General features: G+C 33.9%; 21 protein-coding genes. 18 read left to right on the top strand and 3 right to left on the bottom strand.

What is annotated here, in order from left to right; all coding sequences use genetic code 11:
- The first annotated feature begins 7 nt into the window (after window positions 1–7).
- The 4 genes from J2X31_RS04630 to J2X31_RS04615 all read left to right on the top strand — a co-directional run bounded on the left by J2X31_RS04630 (window position 8) and on the right by J2X31_RS04615 (window position 6,707).
- Complete coding sequence (locus tag J2X31_RS04630) at window positions 8–544, top strand: DUF4136 domain-containing protein (protein ID WP_310024847.1); 537 nt, start codon at window positions 8–10, stop codon at window positions 542–544.
- Between the two features lie 272 nt (window positions 545–816).
- Window positions 817–2,622: an ATP-dependent nuclease gene (locus J2X31_RS04625; RefSeq protein ID WP_310024844.1), complete on the top strand. Its 1,806-nt coding sequence runs from the start codon at window positions 817–819 to the stop codon at window positions 2,620–2,622.
- Window positions 2,612–4,645, top strand: coding sequence for a UvrD-helicase domain-containing protein (locus J2X31_RS04620; RefSeq protein WP_310024842.1), 2,034 nt, complete (start codon window positions 2,612–2,614; stop codon window positions 4,643–4,645). The genes J2X31_RS04625 and J2X31_RS04620 overlap by 11 nt, the downstream gene beginning before the upstream one ends.
- A 289-nt stretch (window positions 4,646–4,934) precedes the next feature.
- Window positions 4,935–6,707, top strand: a complete 1,773-nt coding sequence (locus J2X31_RS04615) for an aromatic amino acid hydroxylase (protein ID WP_310024840.1) — start codon at window positions 4,935–4,937, stop codon at window positions 6,705–6,707.
- Between the two features lie 162 nt (window positions 6,708–6,869).
- Here J2X31_RS04615 and J2X31_RS04610 read toward each other — a convergent pair whose 3' ends face one another.
- Window positions 6,870–7,166 (bottom strand): isoamylase early set domain-containing protein, encoded by a 297-nt coding sequence (locus J2X31_RS04610; protein WP_310024838.1) that lies wholly within the window; start codon window positions 7,164–7,166, stop codon window positions 6,870–6,872.
- Window positions 7,167–7,407: 241 nt separating this feature from the next.
- Between J2X31_RS04610 and J2X31_RS04605 the strand changes: the two genes are divergently transcribed.
- From J2X31_RS04605 to porT, 4 genes are all read left to right on the top strand, one after another.
- Window positions 7,408–7,743, top strand: coding sequence for a 2TM domain-containing protein (locus tag J2X31_RS04605; protein ID WP_310024837.1), 336 nt, complete (start codon window positions 7,408–7,410; stop codon window positions 7,741–7,743).
- Window positions 7,744–7,752: 9 nt separating this feature from the next.
- Complete coding sequence (locus J2X31_RS04600) at window positions 7,753–8,235, top strand: dihydrofolate reductase (RefSeq protein ID WP_310024836.1); 483 nt, start codon at window positions 7,753–7,755, stop codon at window positions 8,233–8,235.
- A gap of 71 nt (window positions 8,236–8,306) precedes the next feature.
- On the top strand, window positions 8,307–9,038 hold the full coding sequence (gene ubiE / locus J2X31_RS04595; RefSeq protein ID WP_310024834.1) for a bifunctional demethylmenaquinone methyltransferase/2-methoxy-6-polyprenyl-1,4-benzoquinol methylase UbiE: 732 nt from the start codon (window positions 8,307–8,309) through the stop codon (window positions 9,036–9,038).
- A gap of 1 nt (window position 9,039) precedes the next feature.
- Window positions 9,040–9,732, top strand: a complete 693-nt coding sequence (gene porT, locus J2X31_RS04590) for a type IX secretion/gliding motility protein PorT/SprT (RefSeq protein WP_310024832.1) — start codon at window positions 9,040–9,042, stop codon at window positions 9,730–9,732.
- Window position 9,733: 1 nt separating this feature from the next.
- Here porT and J2X31_RS04585 read toward each other — a convergent pair whose 3' ends face one another.
- A complete protein-coding gene (locus J2X31_RS04585; protein WP_310024830.1) occupies window positions 9,734–10,462 on the bottom strand; it encodes a TrmH family RNA methyltransferase in 729 nt (242 codons plus the stop codon).
- A 37-nt stretch (window positions 10,463–10,499) separates the two neighbouring features.
- Between J2X31_RS04585 and tamL the strand changes: the two genes are divergently transcribed.
- The 5 genes from tamL (at window position 10,500) to J2X31_RS04560 (ending at window position 16,062) form a co-directional block, all read left to right on the top strand.
- Window positions 10,500–13,067 (top strand): translocation and assembly module lipoprotein TamL, encoded by a 2,568-nt coding sequence (tamL, locus tag J2X31_RS04580; protein ID WP_310024829.1) that lies wholly within the window; start codon window positions 10,500–10,502, stop codon window positions 13,065–13,067.
- A 71-nt stretch (window positions 13,068–13,138) separates the two neighbouring features.
- Window positions 13,139–14,206, top strand: a complete 1,068-nt coding sequence (gene fbaA, locus J2X31_RS04575; protein WP_310024828.1) for a class II fructose-bisphosphate aldolase — start codon at window positions 13,139–13,141, stop codon at window positions 14,204–14,206.
- Between the two features lie 84 nt (window positions 14,207–14,290).
- Window positions 14,291–15,145, top strand: coding sequence for an acetyl-CoA carboxylase, carboxyltransferase subunit beta (gene accD, locus J2X31_RS04570; RefSeq protein WP_310024826.1), 855 nt, complete (start codon window positions 14,291–14,293; stop codon window positions 15,143–15,145).
- 255 nt (window positions 15,146–15,400) lie between these two features.
- Complete coding sequence (locus tag J2X31_RS04565; RefSeq protein ID WP_310024824.1) at window positions 15,401–15,697, top strand: type II toxin-antitoxin system HigB family toxin; 297 nt, start codon at window positions 15,401–15,403, stop codon at window positions 15,695–15,697.
- 5 nt (window positions 15,698–15,702) lie between these two features.
- Complete coding sequence (locus J2X31_RS04560; RefSeq protein ID WP_310024822.1) at window positions 15,703–16,062, top strand: helix-turn-helix domain-containing protein; 360 nt, start codon at window positions 15,703–15,705, stop codon at window positions 16,060–16,062.
- Between the two features lie 477 nt (window positions 16,063–16,539).
- Here the strand turns inward: J2X31_RS04560 and J2X31_RS04555 are convergent, their stop codons facing one another.
- Window positions 16,540–17,217: a hypothetical protein gene (locus J2X31_RS04555; protein WP_310024820.1), complete on the bottom strand. Its 678-nt coding sequence runs from the start codon at window positions 17,215–17,217 to the stop codon at window positions 16,540–16,542.
- Window positions 17,218–17,537: 320 nt separating this feature from the next.
- Here J2X31_RS04555 and J2X31_RS04550 point away from each other — a divergent pair, with 320 nt between their 5' ends.
- From J2X31_RS04550 to purH, 5 genes are all read left to right on the top strand, one after another.
- Window positions 17,538–18,377 carry a hypothetical protein gene (locus J2X31_RS04550; protein WP_310024818.1) on the top strand — a complete coding sequence of 280 codons (840 nt, stop codon included), beginning with the start codon at window positions 17,538–17,540 and terminating at the stop codon, window positions 18,375–18,377.
- Window positions 18,378–18,543: 166 nt separating this feature from the next.
- On the top strand, window positions 18,544–19,164 hold the full coding sequence (locus tag J2X31_RS04545) for a hypothetical protein (RefSeq protein WP_310024817.1): 621 nt from the start codon (window positions 18,544–18,546) through the stop codon (window positions 19,162–19,164).
- 58 nt (window positions 19,165–19,222) lie between these two features.
- On the top strand, window positions 19,223–19,972 hold the full coding sequence (locus tag J2X31_RS04540; protein ID WP_310024816.1) for a DUF2971 domain-containing protein: 750 nt from the start codon (window positions 19,223–19,225) through the stop codon (window positions 19,970–19,972).
- A 234-nt stretch (window positions 19,973–20,206) separates the two neighbouring features.
- A complete protein-coding gene (locus J2X31_RS04535; RefSeq protein WP_310024815.1) occupies window positions 20,207–20,764 on the top strand; it encodes a hypothetical protein in 558 nt (185 codons plus the stop codon).
- Window positions 20,765–21,000: 236 nt separating this feature from the next.
- Window positions 21,001–22,527, top strand: a complete 1,527-nt coding sequence (purH, locus tag J2X31_RS04530; RefSeq protein ID WP_310024813.1) for a bifunctional phosphoribosylaminoimidazolecarboxamide formyltransferase/IMP cyclohydrolase — start codon at window positions 21,001–21,003, stop codon at window positions 22,525–22,527.
- Window positions 22,528–22,558 lie beyond the last annotated feature (31 nt).

The raw sequence follows: 22,558 nt of genomic DNA, 5'->3' as shown, positions 1-22,558 counted from the left end.
TTTAGCTATGAAAATATTAAAATTTGCACCCGTATTATTGCTCCTGATTTTGGGATCTTGTTCCTCCGTTAGAGTGGCAAGCGACTATGATAAAAACGTAGATTTCACTCAATTCAAGACTTTTGCTTTCTATAAAAACGGAATCGACAAGGTTGAGATTTCCGATTTGGACAAAAAAAGAATTCTTCGTGCCATTGAAGAACAAATGTTGGCTAAAGGATTCACTAAAAGCGAAAACCCCGATTTATTGGTGAATATTTTCACAAAATCAAGAGAACAAGTTGACGTGAATACCTTCAATGCTGGCTGGGGTTACGGCTGGGGATGGGGTTGGAATCCTTGGATGTGGGGAGGAAATAACACCTCTATTACCCGTTCTACAGAAGGAACTCTGTTTATCGATTTGATTGATGCCAAAAAGAAAGAAATGATTTGGCAAGGTGAAGGCGATGGCAATCTGACCAAAAACACCGAAAAGAAAGAAGAACGAATCAAGGAATTTGTGACGAAGATTTTAGAGCAATATCCTCCGAAGAAGAAGTAAACAGTGTTCAGTGTTCAGTCGCAGTTTACAGTCGCAGTATTCAGTGTCTGAAAAAAATATATAACCGTAGCAGAGATGTTGCGGTTTTTTTTATATCCTGCAAGGTTTTTTTAACCTTGTAGGATTTTTGTTTTTATGGAAATTATCTAACGCAAGGTTTGGCATAAAAATTTAATCTTTTGTGATTATTTTTACTATAAAATGTTGATAACTAAAATTAAATGAGATTGTTAAAAGAATTAAATTAGCAAATCATTGAAAATCAAAAACAAATGTACATATCAGAACTTAAGCTTTGGAATTTTAGAAAGTATGGATCAAATGGTTCGTTTGATTTAAACAATCCTGATTTAATTGTCCCTTTAACTAGAGGTTTGAATGTATTAATAGGTGAAAACGATTCTGGTAAAAGTGCTATTTTAGATGCTATTAAGTTAGTTCTGAAAACTCACGCTTATGAATGGATTAAGGTTGAAAAAGAGGATTTTAACAATGAAACTGATAAATTAAGGATAGAATTAGAATTTTCTGGAATGTCTGATGATGAAGCCAAACATTTTATTGAATGGTTGGGTTGGGAAAACGAGAAAATTGAAGAAGGAAAATTTGAAAAACGCCCTAAACTTATTTTGATTTATCAAGCGGAATATAGAAACAATAGAGTTATTCCTTCCGATGTAAAAGCTGGAATGGATGGAACTGGTCATTTATTAAATGCTGATGCAAGAGATTATTTAAAATGCACCTATTTAAAAGCTTTAAGAGATGCAGATAGTGAATTAACTGCAAAGAAAAATTCTAGACTTTCTCAAATTTTACAAGAACATCATCTTTTTAAAAAGATCGGTGGTATTAAACATGACTTTGAAAATCAATTCAAATTAATAAACGATGAAATCACGAATGATTTTAAAGTAGATGAACAAAACAAAGGGTATAAAGCAAAAATAAAAGATGTCATTGATGATTTTATTGAAGGATTTATTGATGACAAACACAAAGGAGAATTTTCATTTGGCAATACTGATATAAAAAACATTTTAGAAAAATTATCTTTAGGAATTGAGGAACAAAATGGTTTAGGACTCGGCACTATGAATCGTTTGTATATGGCGACCGAATTATTACATTTAAGAAAAGAAAATTGGGATGGTTTAAAGCTTTGTATGATTGAAGAACTTGAGGCTCATTTACATCCACAAGCACAAATGAAAATCATTGAAAAATTAAGTAAGGAAAAAGACATCCAGTTCATCTTAACAACTCACAGTCCAAATATTGCATCAAAAGTTGATTTGAAATCATTGATTATATGTAAAAACAGCGATGTATTTCCTATGGGAGAAGATTATACTTTACTGGGAGAAGAAATAAAAAATGGAAAATATGAAAATAGTTATAATTATTTAAAACGTTTTTTAGATGTAACTAAATCAAATTTATTCTTTGCAAAAGGCGTAATAATAGTTGAAGGATGGTCGGAAGAAATTTTAATTCCTGAAATAGCTAAAAAAATAAAAAATGATCTAACTCAAAATGAAATTTCAATAATTAATGTAGGTTCAGTTGCTTATCTGCATTTTGCAAAAGTTTTTTTTAGAAGTGATAATAAAGACATGAAAATTCCTGTAGCTATTATAACTGATTTAGATTTAAGAGAATATGAAAGAGAAAAGCAAAATAATGAATACAAATACTTTAAGCAAGATATTAAAAACCACGGAAGTAAATTACAAGAAAAAGAAAAAGAGATTTTAGATAAGGAAAACGTATCTGTAAAACCTTTTATTTCTTCTATTTGGACTTTTGAATGGTGTTTATTGAAATCAGAATCTTTAAGTCTAATATTTAAAGATGTTTTAAAAAATATTCATTCAACAACATTTTCAAATTGTATTTCAGAAGCTGATTGGGAAGTAGGACTTGCTTCAATACTTTTAAGTAAGAGTATTAAAAAGACAGAAATTGCATATCAGCTATCTGAAAAGATTAAAACAATGACAGAATTAAATTTTAAATCAGATGATACAATGTATTATTTAGTGAAAGCAATAAAACATGCTTGCAATGAAAATTGAGATAGATGATAAACACATAAAAGAAGCTGAAAGCATTTTTATTGGAGGAAAACCTTTCGATGAAGAACGCATTAATTTTATAAAAAAACTTGATACTTGTGATTTACTTGCAGTTCCTGGAAGCGGAAAAACAACTGCCTTGATTGCAAAGCTGTATTGTTTGTCTCAAAAATTGCCTTTTATTGACGGTTCGGGTATTTTAGTTTTAGCACATACCAATCATGCTGTTGATGAAATAGAAAAAAAACTAAAAAAACATTGTCCTCATCTTTTTGAATATCCAAACTTTGTGGGTACGATTCAGAATTTTACAAATAAGTATCTAGCAAATCAATCTTGTTTTGATAAATATGGATCATATATTAGTAAAAATGATAATGACTTAATTTACGAATCGATTTTAAGCCAAGTAAAATCTAAATACAAATTAAATTATTTTTTACAATCCAAAACTCGTGAAGATGAAACTTTAATTGATGTTATTAAAGATATTAGCTATGGAGAAGATAATTTTTTTTCTCCAAAATTCGGAAAATATAAAACTTTAAGTTTTACTTCTGATTCTGGGAAAGCACTTAAAGAAATTTATGAAAATTTGAAGAAAAGAGGAATTATATTTTTTTATGATTCATATGAATTAGCGAATGAACAATTAAATAATTTCCCTAAAACAAAAAGCATTCTTCAAAAACGTTTCAAATATGTTTTTATTGATGAAATGCAAGATTTAGAAGAATTTCAAATTAAAATAATTGATGATGTTTTCTTTAGTGAAAGTACTGAAACAGTTATTCAAAGAATTGGAGACATAAATCAATCGATTTATAGCTCTGGTAAAAAGATAAAAGTAGAATGTGATTGGAAACCACGAAAAATAGAGTATTTAAATAGTTCATATCGTTTAACAGAAGAAATTGCAAGTTTAGTAAATGGCTTTACATTAGATCCACAAAAAGATGAAAATCAAAATCCCCGTTTTGTTGTAAAAGGATTGAATAAACTTGAAAAAAACATAAAACCACATCTGATTTTATTTAATAAAGACACGACGGGAGAACAATTACAGCAAAAATTTGAAGATTTAATAACTGCAAATAATTTGCTTGAATGTGAAGAGAACATTAAAAATGGTTTTAAAATAATTGGTTGGAGTACGGTGTGGGATAAGGATGAACAAAAGCAAAGTAAAGATGGCATTAATAAAATTCGTCTTAAAGATTTGTTTACAGGATATTCCAAAGAAAGTAAAGCTAAAAAAGAAGATTTTGATTGTCTAAAAAAGCATATACAATTATTTGACCAAGAAAAACATACTTTAGAAGCAGTTAGAAAGTCTATTTTAAATTCTTTCATCAGAATTTTAAGGTTTGAAGATATTTATTTTGATTTAGAAACAAAAAAGCACTTTAGAAAAAGTACATTAATTGTATTTATAAAAAATCAAGGAGAGGAGGTCTATAATAATTTTAAAGCAAATCTATTTGATTGGTGCTTTTACCTTGTAACAAAGAATGATTATGAAAATATTTACAAAAAGGTAAAAGAATACATTTCAAATATATTTATTAAATGGAATTGGTATAATGAAGAAAATTATATTCCGAAATTCATAAACAAATCAACTGACTTTATTAATAGTGTGAATTATCAATTTATCGAAATTAATAAAAATGAAACAATTGAAAAAAAAGAAATGAAGAGCGAAATTAATATTGAAGTAAGTTCTGTGCATTCAGTAAAAGGGCAAACTCATTGTGCAACAATGTATATCGAATCGGCATACAAAACCCCTGTTTATGAGACAAATAAATTAAATAAGCAAACTAAAACGAATCCTCTTTTCTTTCAAAATCACGATTGCAATAAACCAACTGGCAAAGAGGCAATTAAAATGATGTATGTCGGCTTTTCTCGTCCTACTCATTTACTATGCTTTGCTGTATTGGAAGATAATATAGATGCGAAAGAGTTATTAAAATTTGAAAATGATAATCGATGGAATGTTGATAAAAACCTAACCTAATAATACTAAACTTACCTACAAGCTTCAAAAAAAACCTTGCAGGATTTCAGCACCCCCGCCCTAGCCCGGATTGAAATGGAAATCCTTTTTCCTGAAAACCTATTTTTTCTTGAACGGGCAGAGCGACCAGAGGAAGCTCCTGACGGTTCGTAGAAAAAAAGGTTTTCGGGAAAAAGATTGTAATGGAAAGCTGGAAATAGCTCCTAAAAATTTGGATGAGATTCCTCGTTCCTCGGATGGCAACAATAAAAAAAATCGTAACTTTACGACAAACTACAAAGTTGAAGTTATGACGAATTCATTTGAAAGTAACCCCTTGATTGACAGGTTGCCAAAGCATTTAAAGCAGTTTATTAAACCTCAGGATTATGCAGATTATACTCCGATAAACCAGGCAGTTTGGCGTTATGTGATGCGAAAAAATGTGGATTATTTGAGTAAAGTGGCCCATAATTCGTATTTGGATGGCTTGAAAAAAACGGGTTTGGAGATTGAAAATATTCCGAATATGTATGGCATGAACCGAATTTTGAAAGAAATTGGTTGGGCTGCAGTTGCCGTTGACGGGTTTATTCCGCCAAATGCTTTCATGGAATTTCAGGCTTATAATGTGTTGGTAATTGCTTCGGACATTCGTCAATTGGAGCATATTGAATATACTCCGGCTCCGGATATTATTCACGAAGGTGCTGGTCACGCTCCAATTATTGCCAATCCGGAATATGCAGAATATTTGCGTCGTTTTGGTGAAATTGGTTGCAAAGCCATTTCCTCGCATAAGGATTATGAAATGTATGAGGCCATCCGATTGCTTTCGATTTTGAAGGAAGCCGAAGGAACGCCACAGGCTGAAATTGATGTTGCGGAAAAAGCAGTGGAAGATTTGCAGAACAATATGGGCGAAATGTCGGAGATGGCAAAAATCAGAAACCTGCATTGGTGGACGGTTGAATATGGCTTGATTGGAACGGTTGAAAACCCAAAAATATATGGTGCTGGATTGCTTTCGTCGATTGGAGAAAGTGCTTGGTGCATGACGGATGAAGTGAAAAAGATTCCTTATTCTATTGACGCTGCGGAACAGAGTTTTGATATCACGAAACCTCAACCACAACTTTTTGTGACACCCGATTTTGCGTTTTTGAATCAGGTTTTGGAAGAGTTTGCGAATACGATGGCGTTGCGAAAAGGCGGACCTAAAAGCGTTCAGAAACTTATTGATTCCAAAGCTTTAGGAACGATTGAATTGAGTACAGGATTACAGATTTCAGGGAATTTTACCAACGTAATTGAACACAACGGTAAATCTGTTTATGTGCAAACGGTTGGAAAAACGGCACTTTCCTACAGAAATAAAGAACTTGTGGGTCATGGAACTAACACTCATGCTGAAGGTTTTGGTAGTCCGATTGGAATGCTGAAAGGCATCAACTTGGCAATTGAAGACATGAGTCCGAGGGATTTGAAAGCCTACAATATTTATGAAGCCGAAACCGTAACCCTTGAATTTGAAGGCGACATCACAGTTAGTGGTGAGATCATTACAGGTTCGAGAAATTTGCAAGGCGAAATTACCTTGATTAGTTTTAGAAATTGTACTGTGAAACATGGTGAAACCATTTTGTTTCAACCAGAATGGGGAATCTACGATATGGCGGTTGGAAAGAAAGTTGTTTCGGCATTTTCTGGTCCGGCTGATGTAAATAGTTTTGATTTGATAACTCACGTTCCGTCGAGCAAAACGATTAAGGCAAAAAAATCGGAAGAGCGTTCTAATTTGGAGCGATTGTATCGTGAAGTGCGAGATATTCGAGAAGGAAGAGAACGTGCTTTTGATCCTGAATCGGCCTTGCACGATACCTTTTTTGCTTTAAGAATTGGACATCCTAAAGATTGGTTATTAGCATTAGAAATTGTTGAGCTTATTAAAGATAAAAATGACCCTCGATTTTTAGAGGAAGTTTTAACTTATCTTGAAAAACTCAAAAAAAATAGACCCGAATTGGATAAATTGATTTCGAATGGTTTGGAATTAATTTTTGAAAATGAGAGTGTGAATTGAAAGTAATTTTTTAGGTTATACCCTGACTATTCCGATTATGAAATGCATTTCCAAAAATTTTGTTCAGGAAAACAAGCCAAGCTAAACCAAAAGTGAATTGGCATAATAAACAAAAAAAATCCGCCTCATAGCGGATTTTTCTATTTGCTGATAAAAGTAAAATTATACTTCCAATACGCTGTTTTCTGCTCCAGCAAAATCATTCCATTTGTATGAATCTGCTTCAGGTTCGTTTACAAAAGCACCATCAATTACATACTTAAATTCATAAGATGCATCTTTTTCTACGTCAAAAACTCCTTTAAAAACACCTGTTTTCGACTTGTTTAATTCTCCTGCTTTTGGATCCCAATTGTTAAAATCACCAATAACTACAGCAGTTGCTGCTTCTTTTGCTTCAACCGAAAAAGTAACTTTACAAACTGGCTTCGTTTTTACAAATTGTTTCTTAATTGCCATAACTATTTAATTTTTAATATTATAAGACAAAGAAAATAAATTCAGATGAAGTGGCAATACACCTAATAAAGATTTAGCATAATGATAATAAGAGAGGAGATTTATATATGTATTCTTAATTTTTAAGCTGTTAAATTAAACATCTATAAACAGAAATCGTTTGCTTGCTGAACAATCTTCAGCTAAATAATTGTTGTATTTTGAAAATAAACTTTATCTTTAAGTGCTAAATTAACTCAAAATGGAAAAAGAACAACAAGAACTCTACGAATATGCTAGAAAAAGAATAAAACAAAAGAAAAATCTTTATTATCATTTCGTGTTTTTTTTAATTGGGAGTTTGTTTATGTTTGTTGCCAACGAATTGCTTGAATTTGGAATGCCTACAATATGGTATCCTTGGGCAATTACAATTTGGTTTTTCCTTGTTATTCTTCACTTTATCAAGGTATACATCACCGATAGATTTATGAACAAAAATTGGGAAAGGGAACAAATTGACAAACTTGTTAAGCGACAAGAACGAAAAATTCAACAGCTGGATTCAAGAAGGGATGATCTATTACCTAAACAATAATTTACCATAATGACAATAATGATTGCGGCAGCGGCCGAAAACAATGCACTTGGAAAAGACAACGAGATGGTTTGGCATTTGCCAGATGATTTTAAAAGATTCAAGCAACTCACAACCGGACATCATATTATAATGGGAAGAAAAACTTTCGAAAGCTTCCCTAAACCGTTGCCCAACAGAACCCATATCATCATTACACGTCAAAGGGATTACAATCCTGAAAATTGCTTTGTTGTTGATGGAATGGATAAAGCTCTTGAAAAAGCACCTCAAAATGAAGACGTTTATATAATTGGTGGTGGCGAAATATATAATCTAGGACTACCTTTTGCCGACAAAATTGAACTTACCAAAGTGCATGCTGAATTTGAGGCAGATGCTTTTTTTCCAGAAATAAACCCTAATGAATGGAAATTGGAAAAAGAGGAATTTCATCCCAAAGACGAAAAACACAATTTTGATTTTACTTTTCAAACTTTTATTCGAAAATAAATTTAACCTTTTCAAATTTTCAAATTTTCAAATTGGCTAATTAGCCTTACCTTTGACCAAATTTTAAAAAAATGTCCAAAAGCGTTACACCTTATAAAGATTCTGATTTAGGAAAAAAAGAACAGGTTGCCCAAATGTTTGATACCATTTCTGGTAATTATGATGGCTTGAACAGGGTTATTTCTTTTGGTATTGATGTGAAATGGCGTAAAAAAGTATTGAAAATGGTTTCGGCTAAAAATCCAGAAATGATTCTCGATATAGCAACCGGAACTGGAGATTTGGCTATTTTAATGACCAAAACAAAAGCCAAAAAAATCATCGGTCTTGATATTTCGGCAGGAATGCTGGAAGTTGGAAGAAAAAAAATCACACAGAAAAACTTGTCGGATAAAATTGAAATGGTCTTGGGCGATTCTGAAAACATTCCTTATGAAGACAATACTTTTGATGCCATTACTGTAGCTTTTGGTGTTCGGAATTTTGAAACTCTAGACAAAGGACTTGCCGAGATTTTAAGGGTTTTAAAACCCAATGGTATTTTTGTAATTCTAGAAACATCAGTTCCTGTAAAAACACCATACAAACAAGGCTATAAGTTCTATTCAAAATACATCCTTCCTTTAATTGGAAAAATGTTTTCTAAAGATGATTCAGCCTATCAATATTTATCCGATTCTGCTTCGGTTTTTCCTTATGGCGAAGCTTTAAACAATATTTTGCGTAAAATTGGGTTTATAGAGGTTAAGGCACTTCCACAAACTTTTGGAGTAGCCACTATTTATTCAGCTTCTAAAAAATAATATGAAAAGATTTCTTCTGCTTTTTCTACTGATAATCTCCCTTAATTGTAATGCACAATTGTTTGGCAGAGACCCAATCATAAACCTTGAAAACTTTGATAAGCAAAGGGTTTCCTGGGGATATTATCTTGGATTCAACTACTATGATTTCAAGTTCGAGTATGAAGATATTGATAAAGATATTTTGGTTGAAAGCACAGTTGGATTCAACGTAGGTTTGATTGGAAATCTGCGTTTGAATGAATATTTTGACCTTCGGTTTGAACCAGGCTTGAGCTTTAATCAACGAAATTTAACTTTTCCTAATTTTGCTCTTGAAGAAGAAGGTTTGCGTGAAGTTCGATCGACTTACATTCACTTTCCACTTCTTGTGAAATTTTCTTCGGCTAGAACGGGAAACATCAAGCCCTTTTTGGTAGCAGGAGTTTCATCAGCTTTGAACCTTTCAAGTAATATAAACTCCAAGGAAGACAACTCCAACAATGTTTTCAGGATGGCAAAATGGACCAACTTTTATGAAGTAGGACTTGGGATAGACTTGTATTTGGAATATTTCAAATTCACTCCTTCATTGAGAGGGGTTTTCAGCTTCAATGACGAGTTGATTCGTGACAACGACCCGAACAGTCCATGGACCGGAAATGTTGGAAGCATGAAAACTAGAGGTGTGTTTTTGAATTTTACGTTTCAGTAAATCAATTATTTCTACAAAATTCACTCAAGATTATTGCAGTAGCAGTAGCTACATTCAAACTTTCGATCTGTTGCAAATTTCCGAATCTTGGAATCGTTAATCGGTTTTTAGTTAAGGTTTCAATGTTTGAAGAAATTCCATTGGCTTCATTTCCCATTACTATTATTCCTTGTTTTGGAAGATTGGTTTTGTAGATGTTCTCACCATCCATAAAAGTCCCAAAAACTGGAATATTTGTGGTTTTTATATACGTTTCCAAATCCCGATAAGCAACATTTACCCTTGCAATCGAACCCATCGTTGCTTGAACTACCTTTGGATTGTAAATATCAACCGTTTGTTCCGAACAAATCACCTGCTCAATTCCAAACCAATCACACAAACGTAGTATTGTTCCCAAATTTCCCGGATCGCGAATGTCGTCCAAAGCAATTATCAATCCGCTTTCTCTTATACTTTTAAATTCTGGAATTTTAAAAACCGCCAAGCAGTTATTTGGCACAGTTAATGCACTGATTTTTTTTAAATCATTTTCCCCTATCAGGTTGAATTTTTCTTTTGGAATTGCCGGAAAAAGTGTTTCGGTGGCAAAGATATTTTCTAATTCAAAGTTAGAATTAAGCAGTTCATTGATCACCTTTACTCCTTCTGCAATAAATAAATTATTGACCTGACGAAACTTTTTTTGATGTAAACTGGTTATAAGCTTTATTTGGTTTTTACTAACCATAGAAATAATGTACTTTTGAATTAAATTTCCGAATCACTTGAGAAAGACTGTTGCAAAAATATCACTATTTATTCTAATAGGAATAATAATTTCGGCATGTGATGCTGTGAAGAGGGTTCCCGAGGGAAAATACCTTCTCAAAAAAAACAATATCACGATTGATGGCGAAAAAGAAAAAGGCGATAACATCTCCAGTTTGCTGTATCAACAACCCAACAGCACCATCTTGGGCTATCCTTTCCGATTGAATCTCTACAATATTGCCAAGAAAAATCCAGATTCGTCCTATAAGGCAATGTTTTTGGACAATCCTAAAAAATTTGAACGTCAAAGCAGGCTTTTATCTGCCAAGCAAGTACAGCGAAAAGGAAAATCTTTCTTCTATTCCGGCATTCATAGTTTTTTAAAGAAAACGGGGGAAGCTCCTGTGATTGTTGATTCTAATCGGACAGACAAATCGCTTATTAGGATAAAATCGCATTATTTCAATAACGGCTATTTTAATGCAAAAGCGAGCTACACTGTTGATACTTTATCCAAAAAAAGAGCTAAAATAAACTATTCTATTGCAAGAGGCGAATTGCACAGGATTGATTCCTTGACTACAAAAATTGCCTCGCCTGCTTTGGATTCTTTATATGAAAAGACAAAAAACTTGTCGGCTCTAAAAACGGGAGATATTTTCAAATCGGAAAATTTTGATTTGGAAAGAGAACGCATCACAACCAATTTCAGGAACAACGGAGCTTTTTATTTCCAGCAAAGCAACATCACTTTTGACATCGATACGGTTGATACCGGAGATAAAACGAATGTTAAAATGATTATTGACGATCAGGTTTTGAGAGAAGGCGACTCCACTGTGACACGACCTTTCAAACTTTATAATGTTAGCGAAGTAAATATTTATACCGATACGCCTTTAAATAAATCAGCAGCAAAAGTTACCGATTCCGTTACCTACAAAGGGTTTAATTTATACAGTTATAAAAAATTAAAATACCGTCCGAAAGCAATTACTGATGCCGTTTTTATTGCTCCAGATACTAAATATTCAGACATCAGGACAAGTGTTACAAGCCGCTATTTAAGTAATTTAAAGGTTTTTAACTCTCCCGCCATTCAATATAAATTGGATCCAAATGACAGTTTAAACAATTCATTAATTGCCAATATTTATCTGACTCCCAGAAAGAAATTCAGTTTTGGAGCTTCACTGGATTTTACCCATTCTAACATCCAGGACTTTGGTATTTCGGCCACGACCTCTGTAACCATCCGAAATGTTTTTAATGGTGCCGAAACGCTTGATGTTGCTTTAAGGGGAAACATCGGTTCATCACGAGATTTTGCAAACCCAAATAATTTGTTTTTCAATGTTTCTGAATATGGTATTGATACAAAACTTAGTTTTCCTAGAATCCTGATGCCTTTCAATACGGAAAAAATTATTCCGAAAAGCACAATTCCTTCAACAAGTATCTCTATGGGTTTTGCAAAGCAACAGAATATTGGTCTTGACAAAGAGAATTTTACTGGTGCCATGACCTATAATTGGAGTCCAAGGAAGGGAACAATCCGTCATGAAAACAGGTTTGACCTTTTTAATGTGCAATATGTAAACAATATCAATGTGGGGAATTATTTTAATGTTTATAAATCTTCCTATAATGCCTTGAATAATTTAGCCCAAACTTATAATACCAATCCTGAAAACGTGAATCCCGAGAATGGCGAGTTGACTATTCCCGTAGGTGCCGACCAATTTATCGCCGATGTTTTAAACAATAACACGACTTTAAATCCCGGAGATCCTGAATATAAAACCGTAAATACCATCAGCGAAAGAAAAAACAGGCTTTCGGAAAACAACTTTATTTTGGCTTCAAGCTACACTTTCTCTAAAACTACAAAAACAAGTTTGACTGACAATACCTTTTATGTATTCAAAACAAAAGTAGAATCAGCTGGAAATATGCTTTCTCTTTTCGGACAAGCCGCCAAAACGATTGATGATCAAAACAACAGCAAGGCAATTTTTGGGTTGGCCTATTCGCAATACATCAAAACAGAGCTAGAATATGTAAAGCATTGGGATTTAAAAAGAGAAAAGGTTTTTGCCATCAGAACTTTTTTTGGAATTGCAATTCCATACGGCAACTCCACCAATATTCCGTTTTCACGAAGTTATTTTGCAGGAGGATCCAATGACATCAGGGCTTGGCAACCCTATAGCTTAGGACCTGGAAGCAGTGGAGCCATCAACGATTTTAATGAAGCGAATTTAAAAATCACAACAAGTGCAGAATTGCGTTTCAAAATCATCAACAGCTTGAAAGGTGCCCTCTTTGTTGATGCTGGAAATATATGGAATGTCCTTGATGATGTAGAAGACGAACCCTCCGTTTTTGAAGGAATCAGTTCTTTAGAAGACATTGCCGTTGGTTCTGGTTTTGGTTTCCGATATGATTTGAGCTTCTTTGTCATCAGGCTCGACCTTGCCTTTAAAACCTATATTCCATCTGACGATGCTTCAAAAAAATGGTTCAGGGATTACAACTTTGGAAACTCTGTTTTAAATATTGGTATAAATTACCCTTTCTAAAAGTATAATTATTATTTTTGTATCCCTATCCTGGAATGTCGGGATGGGAATTAACTTTAAAACTAAAATATATGGCTCACAATATTAAGCCCGGAGTTGCAACTGGCGATCAAGTTCAGGAAATTTTCAGATATGCTAAAGAAAAAGGATTTGCTCTTCCGGCTGTAAACGTAACAGGATCTAGCACAATCAATGGTGTTTTGGAAACTGCTGCAAAATTAAATGCCCCAGTTATCATTCAGTTTTCAAATGGTGGTGCACAATTTAATGCAGGAAAAGGACTTTCTAACGCTGGTGAAAAATCGGCTATTGCTGGTGGTATTGCTGGAGCAAAACACATTCATACTTTGGCGGAAACCTACGGAGCAACCGTAATCCTTCATACCGACCATTGTGCTAAAAAATTATTACCATGGATTGATGGCTTATTAGATGCCTCTGAAAAACATTTTGCAGAAACAGGAAAACCATTGTTCTCTTCTCACATGATCGACCTTTCTGAAGAACCAATCGAAGAAAACATCGAAATCTGCAAGACCTATTTGGAACGAATGAGCAAGATGGGAATGACACTTGAAATCGAGCTTGGAATTACAGGTGGTGAAGAAGATGGTGTTGACAATTCAGATGTTGACAGCTCAAAATTATACACGCAGCCAGAGGAAGTAGCTTATGCTTATGAAGAACTTTCAAAAGTAAGCCCTCGTTTTACAATCGCTGCAGCTTTCGGAAACGTGCACGGGGTTTACAAACCAGGAAACGTGAAACTGACTCCGAAAATCCTTAAGAATTCACAAGATTATGTTCAAAAGAAATTCAACACCGGACATAACCCTGTGGATTTTGTTTTTCACGGTGGTTCAGGTTCTACCTTGGAGGAAATCAGAGAAGGCATCAGCTATGGTGTAATTAAAATGAACATTGATACGGATTTACAATTTGCTTTTACAGAAGGAATCCGTGATTATATGACTAAAAACATTGAGTACTTGAAAACTCAAATCGGAAATCCAGACGGACCAGAATCTCCAAACAAGAAACACTATGACCCAAGAAAATGGGTTCGTGAAGGAGAAGTTACTTTCAATACACGATTAGAGCAGGCATTTGCTGACTTGAATAACGTAAACACCCTATAATTTTAGAATTCAGAGTTTAGATTTTAGATTTCTTTGCGTAATCTTAAATCTAAACTCTAAAATCTTAAATCCAAAATAGAAACTATGGCTTGGTTTAAAAGAACAGAAAAAGGAATTACAACCGCAACAGAAGATAAAAAGGATGTTCCTAAGGGTTTATGGTATAAATCTCCAACAGGAAAAATCATAGATGCAGATGAGTTGGCCCGAAACCTATATGTGAGTCCGGAGGACGATTTTCACGTTAGGATTGGCAGCAAGGAATATTTCGAGATTTTGTTTGACAATAATGAATTCAAGGAGTTGGATGCTAAAATGACATCAAAAGATCCCTTGCATTTTGTGGATACTAAAAAATATTCGGACCGATTGAAGGATGCCCAAGAAAAAACCAAATTGAAAGATGCGGTTCGAACAGGTGTTGGACTATCAAAAGGGAAAGAAGTAGTGATCTGCTGTATGGATTTTGCCTTTATTGGCGGATCAATGGGAGCTGTTGTTGGAGAGAAAATCGCTCGTGGTATTGATTATTCTATTAAGAATAAAGTGCCTTTTGTAATGATTTCTAAATCAGGTGGTGCAAGGATGATGGAAGCAGCTTATTCGTTGATGCAATTGGCTAAAACTTCGGCGAAGTTGGCTCAATTGGCGGAAGCAAAAATCCCTTATATCTCTTTGAGTACGGATCCAACAACGGGCGGAACTACAGCTTCTTATGCAATGCTTGGCGACATCAACATTGCAGAACCTGGAGCTTTGATTGGTTTTGCCGGACCTCGTGTTGTGAAAGATACCACAGGAAAAGATTTGCCGGAAGGCTTTCAAACCTCAGAGTTTTTATTGGAGCATGGTTTCCTAGACTTTATCACTCCGAGAAAGGAACTAAAAGACAAGATCAACTTGTTTATCGATTTGATTGAAAACAACGAAATTAGATAATTAGAATCCCGATGAAAGTCGGGATTTTTTTTTGCCTGGTGTTTTTATAAGATCAATCTAAAACCAAAATCTTTACTCCCATTTATCATTCGTTAAAAACTTCCATTATCTTCAATTTTAGCTGTTATTCATTGTCTTTGAAAGTTTTATTGCTGTTGAAAGATGCAACTACCAAATTTAATTTATTTTGAAATTCAAAACAATATCTTGTATTTCAAATTTATTTATACCTTTGTAGTGCTTAAATCGAAGTAAATGCGTATTGTTACTTTTAAAAGAATTCAAGAATTTTCGGAGAATCATTCAGATGCTCAAACCGCATTAACAATTTGGTACCATACCACCATTTCAAAAAATTGGAGCAATTTGGCCGATATTAAATTAACTTTTAATTCAGTTGATTATGTGGGAAACAATAGATATGTATTCAATATTAAAGGAAACAAATACCGATTGATCGCTATTATTTCTTTTAATGCACAAAAGGTGTACATCCGTTTTATTGGCACACATTCTGAATATGATAAGATTATTGATATTAAAAACATTTAAAAACGATGATTACTACTGAAAAAGAATATCAAGTTATTTTGGAACGTATTGAAATACTTTTAAAAAATAAAGATAACATCGAAAATAAAGAGTCAAAAGGGTATGTTGAGTTAAACATCTTGTCGGACTTAGTGGCCGATTATGAAGAAGCAAATTATGCCGTGCCACAACCTACTTTAGTGGAAGTTTTGAAAGTTCGTATGGTTGAGATGGAACTCAATCAAAAATTACTTTCAGAGCTTTTGGGGGTTAGCACTTCGCGTGTCAGTGAGTATTTGACGGGTAAAAGTGAACCAACTTTAAAAGTAGCACGAACCATAAGCAAAAAATTGAGCATTGATGCTTCGATTGTTTTGGGTGTTTAAATGGCTTTTTTTGAGATTTGGAGTTATTCTAAATTATAACTATAAAAAATATTCCAAATTTTTAAAAAACCAAGTCTTGAAATTCTTTTATACAATATACAGCAAAAAGAAATCCTGATGTTCGTCGGGATTTTTTTTGGGAGGTCATTAAACCAACGGAATTGCGGAATAGATCATTGGGTAAAGACCAAGATCAGTAGTGTAAGTCGAAAGATCAGCTGGAAATTGGCCTAGATCAACGGAGTAATGCAAAAGATCAAAGGGGAACGACGTAGATCAACGGTGTAAGGCCAAAGATCAGTTGGGAATTGGCTTGGATCAGTGGTGGTAAGAAAAAGATCAGTGGGAAACTATATAGATCAATGGTGTAGGTTGGGAGATCAAGGGTAAAGAACTGGAATCGGCTTAGGATAGTTAATTGCTCAATGGAAAACAAAAAAGGCTCGGTATTAGCCGAACCTTTCTTTTATAGTTCTCTTATTCTTCTCCTGGGTTTTTGTCCCTTTTTGGAGCCCTCATTCGCTGTATCAGTTTCCTAAGGTTATAAAAGTCTGCTCTTTTTTCTTCTTTGAAAACAATTTTGCCTGCTGCTATAATCTTGCTGACCATTTTTCGAAGTTTATCATATTCTTTTTGGTTTGCATCCGTCATTTTTTCTCCGTCGTCCATCAGTTTGTTCTGTTGCGTATTCAAATCCAATAGCTTCTCTCCTGTTTCAATTAGTGTTTCTGGATATTCTGGAGTGATCCCTTTTGGTTGCAAGGCTGAAATATTATCTGCTATTACTGTTGAAAGTGTTCCGATCTTGTCTACCGCACCTTCGATGTCGAGGTTCTTGAGGTTTTTCTTGATGGCCGATATTAGAGTGGTATCTACTCCTGCACTTTTGAATTTAAAGGACACTACATTCATTTCTGTGTTGACCTTGTTTGAAAAATCGTAGAGTGTTTCGGTGGCCTTTACTTGCTGTTTTGTCTTTGCAAATTTGCTGTCGAGCTTTTTTACAATTTCAATTTGATTGATGTAGTCCTCTTGATAGAATTTGTCAAATTCGGGAAAAACGGCTTCGATTTCTCCTCTGTCTTCTAGGAAATTGGTTTTTAGGAACGATGCTCCTGTAACAACTTCATCGTTGTTTAGTCTTGAATTACTCATATTTACTTGTTTTTAAATTTATTTGTTTGGCTTCTTATTGGGGTAATCAAAGCTTTTTTTGTTTCTTATATTTGTTGTTTTTTATTACTTGACGTTTTTTATTTCTACTTATTCGAAAGTAATAAATTTAACAATGACTTGGTTGGATGTTGTAAAATATTTTTTATTTTTTTTGAGGTGGGATTTACTTACTTTTGGAAGAGCGGGATAAAGGTTCGCCTATACAACTGTTTTTGGGGTGATAGGCGAATGTTTGTTTCGGGTGTAAATGAGTTAGGTACAATTACAGACACATTTCGTAAATTACAAGAGTATGAGGGATGATTTTTCAAAAAAAAACAACGGAAATTTTAGCAAAAAGAGTTGGGTTTATATGCTCTAATCAAGATTGTAACAGACATACTGTTGGTCCAAATAGTGAACACTATAAAGCTACAAGTATAGGTATCGCAGCTCACATTGCGGCAGCATCACCTAATGGTCCACGTTACGACATAAACCAAACCGAAGCAGAGAGAAAACATATTAATAATGGTATTTGGCTTTGCGCAAATTGTTCAGCTTTAATAGATAAAAATATTGCTGAGCATACAACTGAATTACTATTAAACTGGAAAAAAGTGGCTGAACAAAATATGTCTGATGCAATTGCTGGAAAAAATATTACAACCGGAAAAATTGTTCCCGATTTACCAAGGCCATATTTAGAAGCAGAATTAATTTGGTCACACAAAGCAAGAGTTGATAATGGATATAGTTCAAAGAACCTAATTGCTTTTGAGCAACCTATTCCAGCTGGAACAGATTTATATGTGCATTGGACTTTAAGATGGAGTTTTTCAATAGTAATTCACAACAATTCAGAAAGTCCGTCATATAACTTAAAATTATTACAAAGAGATAATAAGAGAAAATTTATCTTTCTTGAAGAACTGCCTAAAATTAATAATCTTCAGCCTTTCCAATCGACAGATTTAGAGGCTAAGTTTGATATATATTTTCATGGCACTTCAGAACAAGCAGATCAAGCTCTTCCAAATATTCCTCATCATTTGATTGGATTGGAAATCGAATTACATTACGTTGACAATCAAAGAACCGAAAACTTAACTCTACTAACAATAACTGAAAACGGAATAGAAAGTACTAAATTAAAGTAACTGTGGCTAACAGCGGTTTGGCGAAATAGCTGGTTTTTAGTAGCCGGAAATTGTTAGTTCACGAAGAAACATTATCTTCGGCAGAGAGAACTCAGTCCGCTTTGACGCGACTTCGCAAATGCGCGAAACGTTAGCTGTAATCAGAACAAAAATCGCAGAAAAATTTATGAAAACATATATATCAGATGTAATTCCCAAAATTCAAAAATTTTCTCAAAAATTGGATAATTTGACTTTATTGACAAATCAACATTGGGTTTTAATTGGAGAAATAAACAATTCTAAAGTAGTATATATTTTTCGTTCCAATAACGACTTGTTAATTTCACAATTTGGAAAAGTGGAAAAAGCTCGTTGGGAATATTTAGGAAATAATACGCTTTTGATTGATCGAAAAAATGACAGCTATCTTTTCAAACATGGTTTCTTTGATCAAAATGTCTTAGCGTTAAAAATTGATGGTTTAGAAGAATATGCATTTTTAGTTAATGAAACAAAATATGATGGAGAAATTAATTCAATGGAAAAAGTGATTGATTTTCTATCCATTAATTACATTAAAGCAAAAAGTGTTGGAGTCGAAGACGGCAAAGGAATTTCTAAAGAGATAAAATTAGTTTTTTATGATACTGAAAAAGGACCAATAGGAATTCCGCCATGTATTTCTTATTATGGACAGCCTGTATATTTGAGAGGAAATCCAGCTCCAGACGGAAAATATAAATTATCTTGGTTGTGTAATATTCATGTCCAAAATGGTTTCATTGTAAAAGAATCTTCATTTTAACAATCATGGCAAAAGCTAACCGTCTGTAACCGCAATCGCGGAGTTGTAAGCAATACGAATGAACATATACTACAAATATTTACCTCCCGAAAGACTATCGTATCTCGACGATGAGTTATTGAGATACACCCAACCAATTGACCTAAACGACCCATTTGAATGTTTACCAAAAAAACCAAGCGAAAAGGAATTCAAAGATGTCATAAAAAAGGTATCTGAACTATTACACAAAAAAGGATTTCCTTTAAACGAAAATGCCGAAATATTAGAACTTGAGAAAATTTATAATGAGGCTTATCAAAATGTAAATAACGATATTGGAATTTTATCCTTAACCAAAAATTGGAATAACACTTTGATGTGGTCACATTACACTAATTCACACAAAGGTTTTTGCATAGGATTTGACCCAAAAGACGAATATTTTCAAAACTTTTTAAGCAGCGACCTAAAAAAATCCAAGCTAATTATGGAAGTAGTTTATTCTGATAAAAGAGTAGAAATACCACTGGAATTTGGTAAAAAGAAATTAGAATTTGAACCTTTTATTACAAAATCAACGGACTGGAAATACGAAGAAGAAGTTAGAGTAATTTCTACACTCAATATGTCCGACAAAAAAATTAACAGTAATCCTGTAGATATTCATTTATTCAAAGTTCCACACAAGTCAATTAAAGAAATAGTTGCAGGAGCAAATATGGACAAAGAAAATGAGGATTTAATAAAAGACTTTTGTACTAAAAATAAAATTGAATTCTATAAATCTAAAATATCGGATGAACAGTTTAATATGGAAAGAAAATAAAAAAGTACTGCTTCCAAAAGGCGTTTGGCAAGATTGCGAATTTTGTAGTAAGTTTACGTTTCGCAAGAAATTTTATCTTTAATAGAAATAATCGGTTTCGTAGTTCGCATCTCACCAAGCACCGGAACGTCACAATAACTTTCATCAACTTCTACTCCTAAAGTCATGAAAAAAATTCACTTTCTTTTACTGTTGATTTCTTTTTTCCTTTTGTTTTGCACGAAAAAGGAAGAGATGAAGAATGAAGTTTATATTATTTCTAAAGCAGAAAGCGATTATAAAAAAATGCTTGAAGAATCCCTAAAGCATTCAACCCCTCCACCGCCTCCTCCACCGCCTTCTGTGTATGGCACTAATAATTTCATTATTGACAAAGACACTACTATATTTTATTTTCAACGTCCCTACTTTTTTGTTTGCAACACAGGGTGGGAAGATAATCATCCGCCTTTTTTATTTGGATTTGAAAAGGAGGATTTTATAGAAATTCCTAAAAATAGTATTCAAGATTTTATACTTCTTAATTTTAAAGGAGGAGTGAGAAACAACTTCGATATCGCTTCACAACTTGACACTTTGAATTTTACTGCTTATTATAATTTGATAAACACTTTGAAACAATGTAAACTTGAAAGGGATAAGGATCGAATTGTTATAAGAAAAACTACTCAGGAAGAAGATACTGTAATAGCATATAAGAAAAAGAGGAAGCCGTATTATTATGGAAATATAAAATGGGATACTACTCGAATTGATACAATTACCTATAAGTTTTTGAGACGTCCTAAATAGAAAGTTTCCCAAACTCATTTCGTTTCCCTCTAGCCCTGATGGTGCCATTGTTTGAACTCTTGTCTCGTTCTTAAAAAACGAGACAAAGCGAGTGGCTCCAGCAGGAAAATGGTTTCCCAAAAAGCCCAAGCGTTTCGCTCCTAAAAAAGAAAAAAATTACTCGAAAACTATTGTGCTATTCCTTTGAATGTTAAATGTAGTTGCACTACTTTTGCACCTTTAAAAACTACAACACAATGAGCACAACTAAAACTATTAAATCTGCTTTGATTTCGGTCTTTTCGAAGGACGGATTGGAACCAATTGTTAGAAAACTACACGAACAGAATGTTACTTTTTATTCGACCGGAGGAACGGAAGATTTCATCAAGAATCTAGGTATTCCTGTGGTTCCTGTGGAGGATGTAACTTCGTATCCTTCTATTTTAGGCGGAAGAGTAAAGACGTTGCACCCGAAAATTTTTGGTGGTATCTTGAACCGTCAGGACCATGAAGGTGATGTGCAGCAAATGGAGGAATACAACATTCCGCAAATTGATTTGGTGATTGTGGATTTATATCCTTTTGAGAAAACGGTTGCTTCAGGAGCGAGTGAGGCGGATATTATCGAGAAGATTGATATCGGTGGGATTTCGTTGATTCGAGCCGCTGCAAAGAATTTCAAGGATACGGTTATTGTGGCTTCGGTTGATCAATACAGCTCTTTGCTTGACTTGATTACGGAGCAAAATGGTACTACGACTTTGGAGGACAGAAAATTGTTTGCTACAAAGGCATTCCACGTTTCGTCTCATTATGATACTGCAATTTTTAATTATTTCAATACGGACGATACGATCTTCAAACAGAGTATCGCTGACGGACAAGTGTTGCGTTATGGGGAAAACCCTCACCAGAAAGGTTTTTTCTTTGGTGATTTTGATGCGATGTTTACCAAATTGCACGGAAAAGAATTATCATACAACAACTTGCTTGATGTTGATGCCGCCGTGAATTTGATCTTGGAATTTAAAAACGAGGATCCGACTTTTGCAATCTTGAAACACAATAACGCTTGTGGTTTGGCTACAAGAAGCACAATGAAGGATGCTTATTTGACGGCTTTGGCTGGAGATCCTACTTCGGCTTTTGGTGGTGTTTTGATTGCAAATGGAAACATAGACGAGGCTACGGCTTTGGAAATCAACAAACTTTTCTGCGAAGTGGTGATTGCTCCAAGCTATGACGAAAAAGCGATTGCAATTTTAGAAGAGAAGAAAAACAGAATCATCTTGGTTCAGAATGAAGTGGAATTGCCAAACCGACAAGTGAGAACTTGCTTGAATGGAATTTTAGTTCAGGATAAAAACAACATCACGGACAATAAAGAACATTTAAAGACCGTTACAAACACTACACCTTCTGAACAAGAAATAGAAGACTTGATTTTTGCATCGAAAGTTTGCAAGAACACAAAATCGAACACGATTGTCTTCGCAAAAAACAAAACTTTGATTGCTTCTGGAACCGGACAAACGTCAAGAGTGGATGCCTTGAAACAAGCTGTTGAAAAAGCAGAAAATTTTGGCTTCAGCCTTGAAGGTGCTGTGATGGCAAGTGATGCTTTTTTCCCTTTTCCGGATTGTGTTGAATTGGCAAAAAATGCAGGAATTACAGCCGTTATTCAGCCGGGTGGTTCGATTAAAGACCAATTGAGCATTGATTACTGCAACGAAAATAAAGTTGCAATGGTATTTACAGGAACACGTCATTTCAAACATTAATTTGTTTAACTTTGCACGTTGATTTTATAAT

The sequence above is a fragment of the Flavobacterium arsenatis genome (genome assembly GCF_031456785.1).
GTDB lineage: Bacteria > Bacteroidota > Bacteroidia > Flavobacteriales > Flavobacteriaceae > Flavobacterium > Flavobacterium arsenatis.
This window is presented reverse-complemented; position numbering and strand designations above follow the sequence as displayed.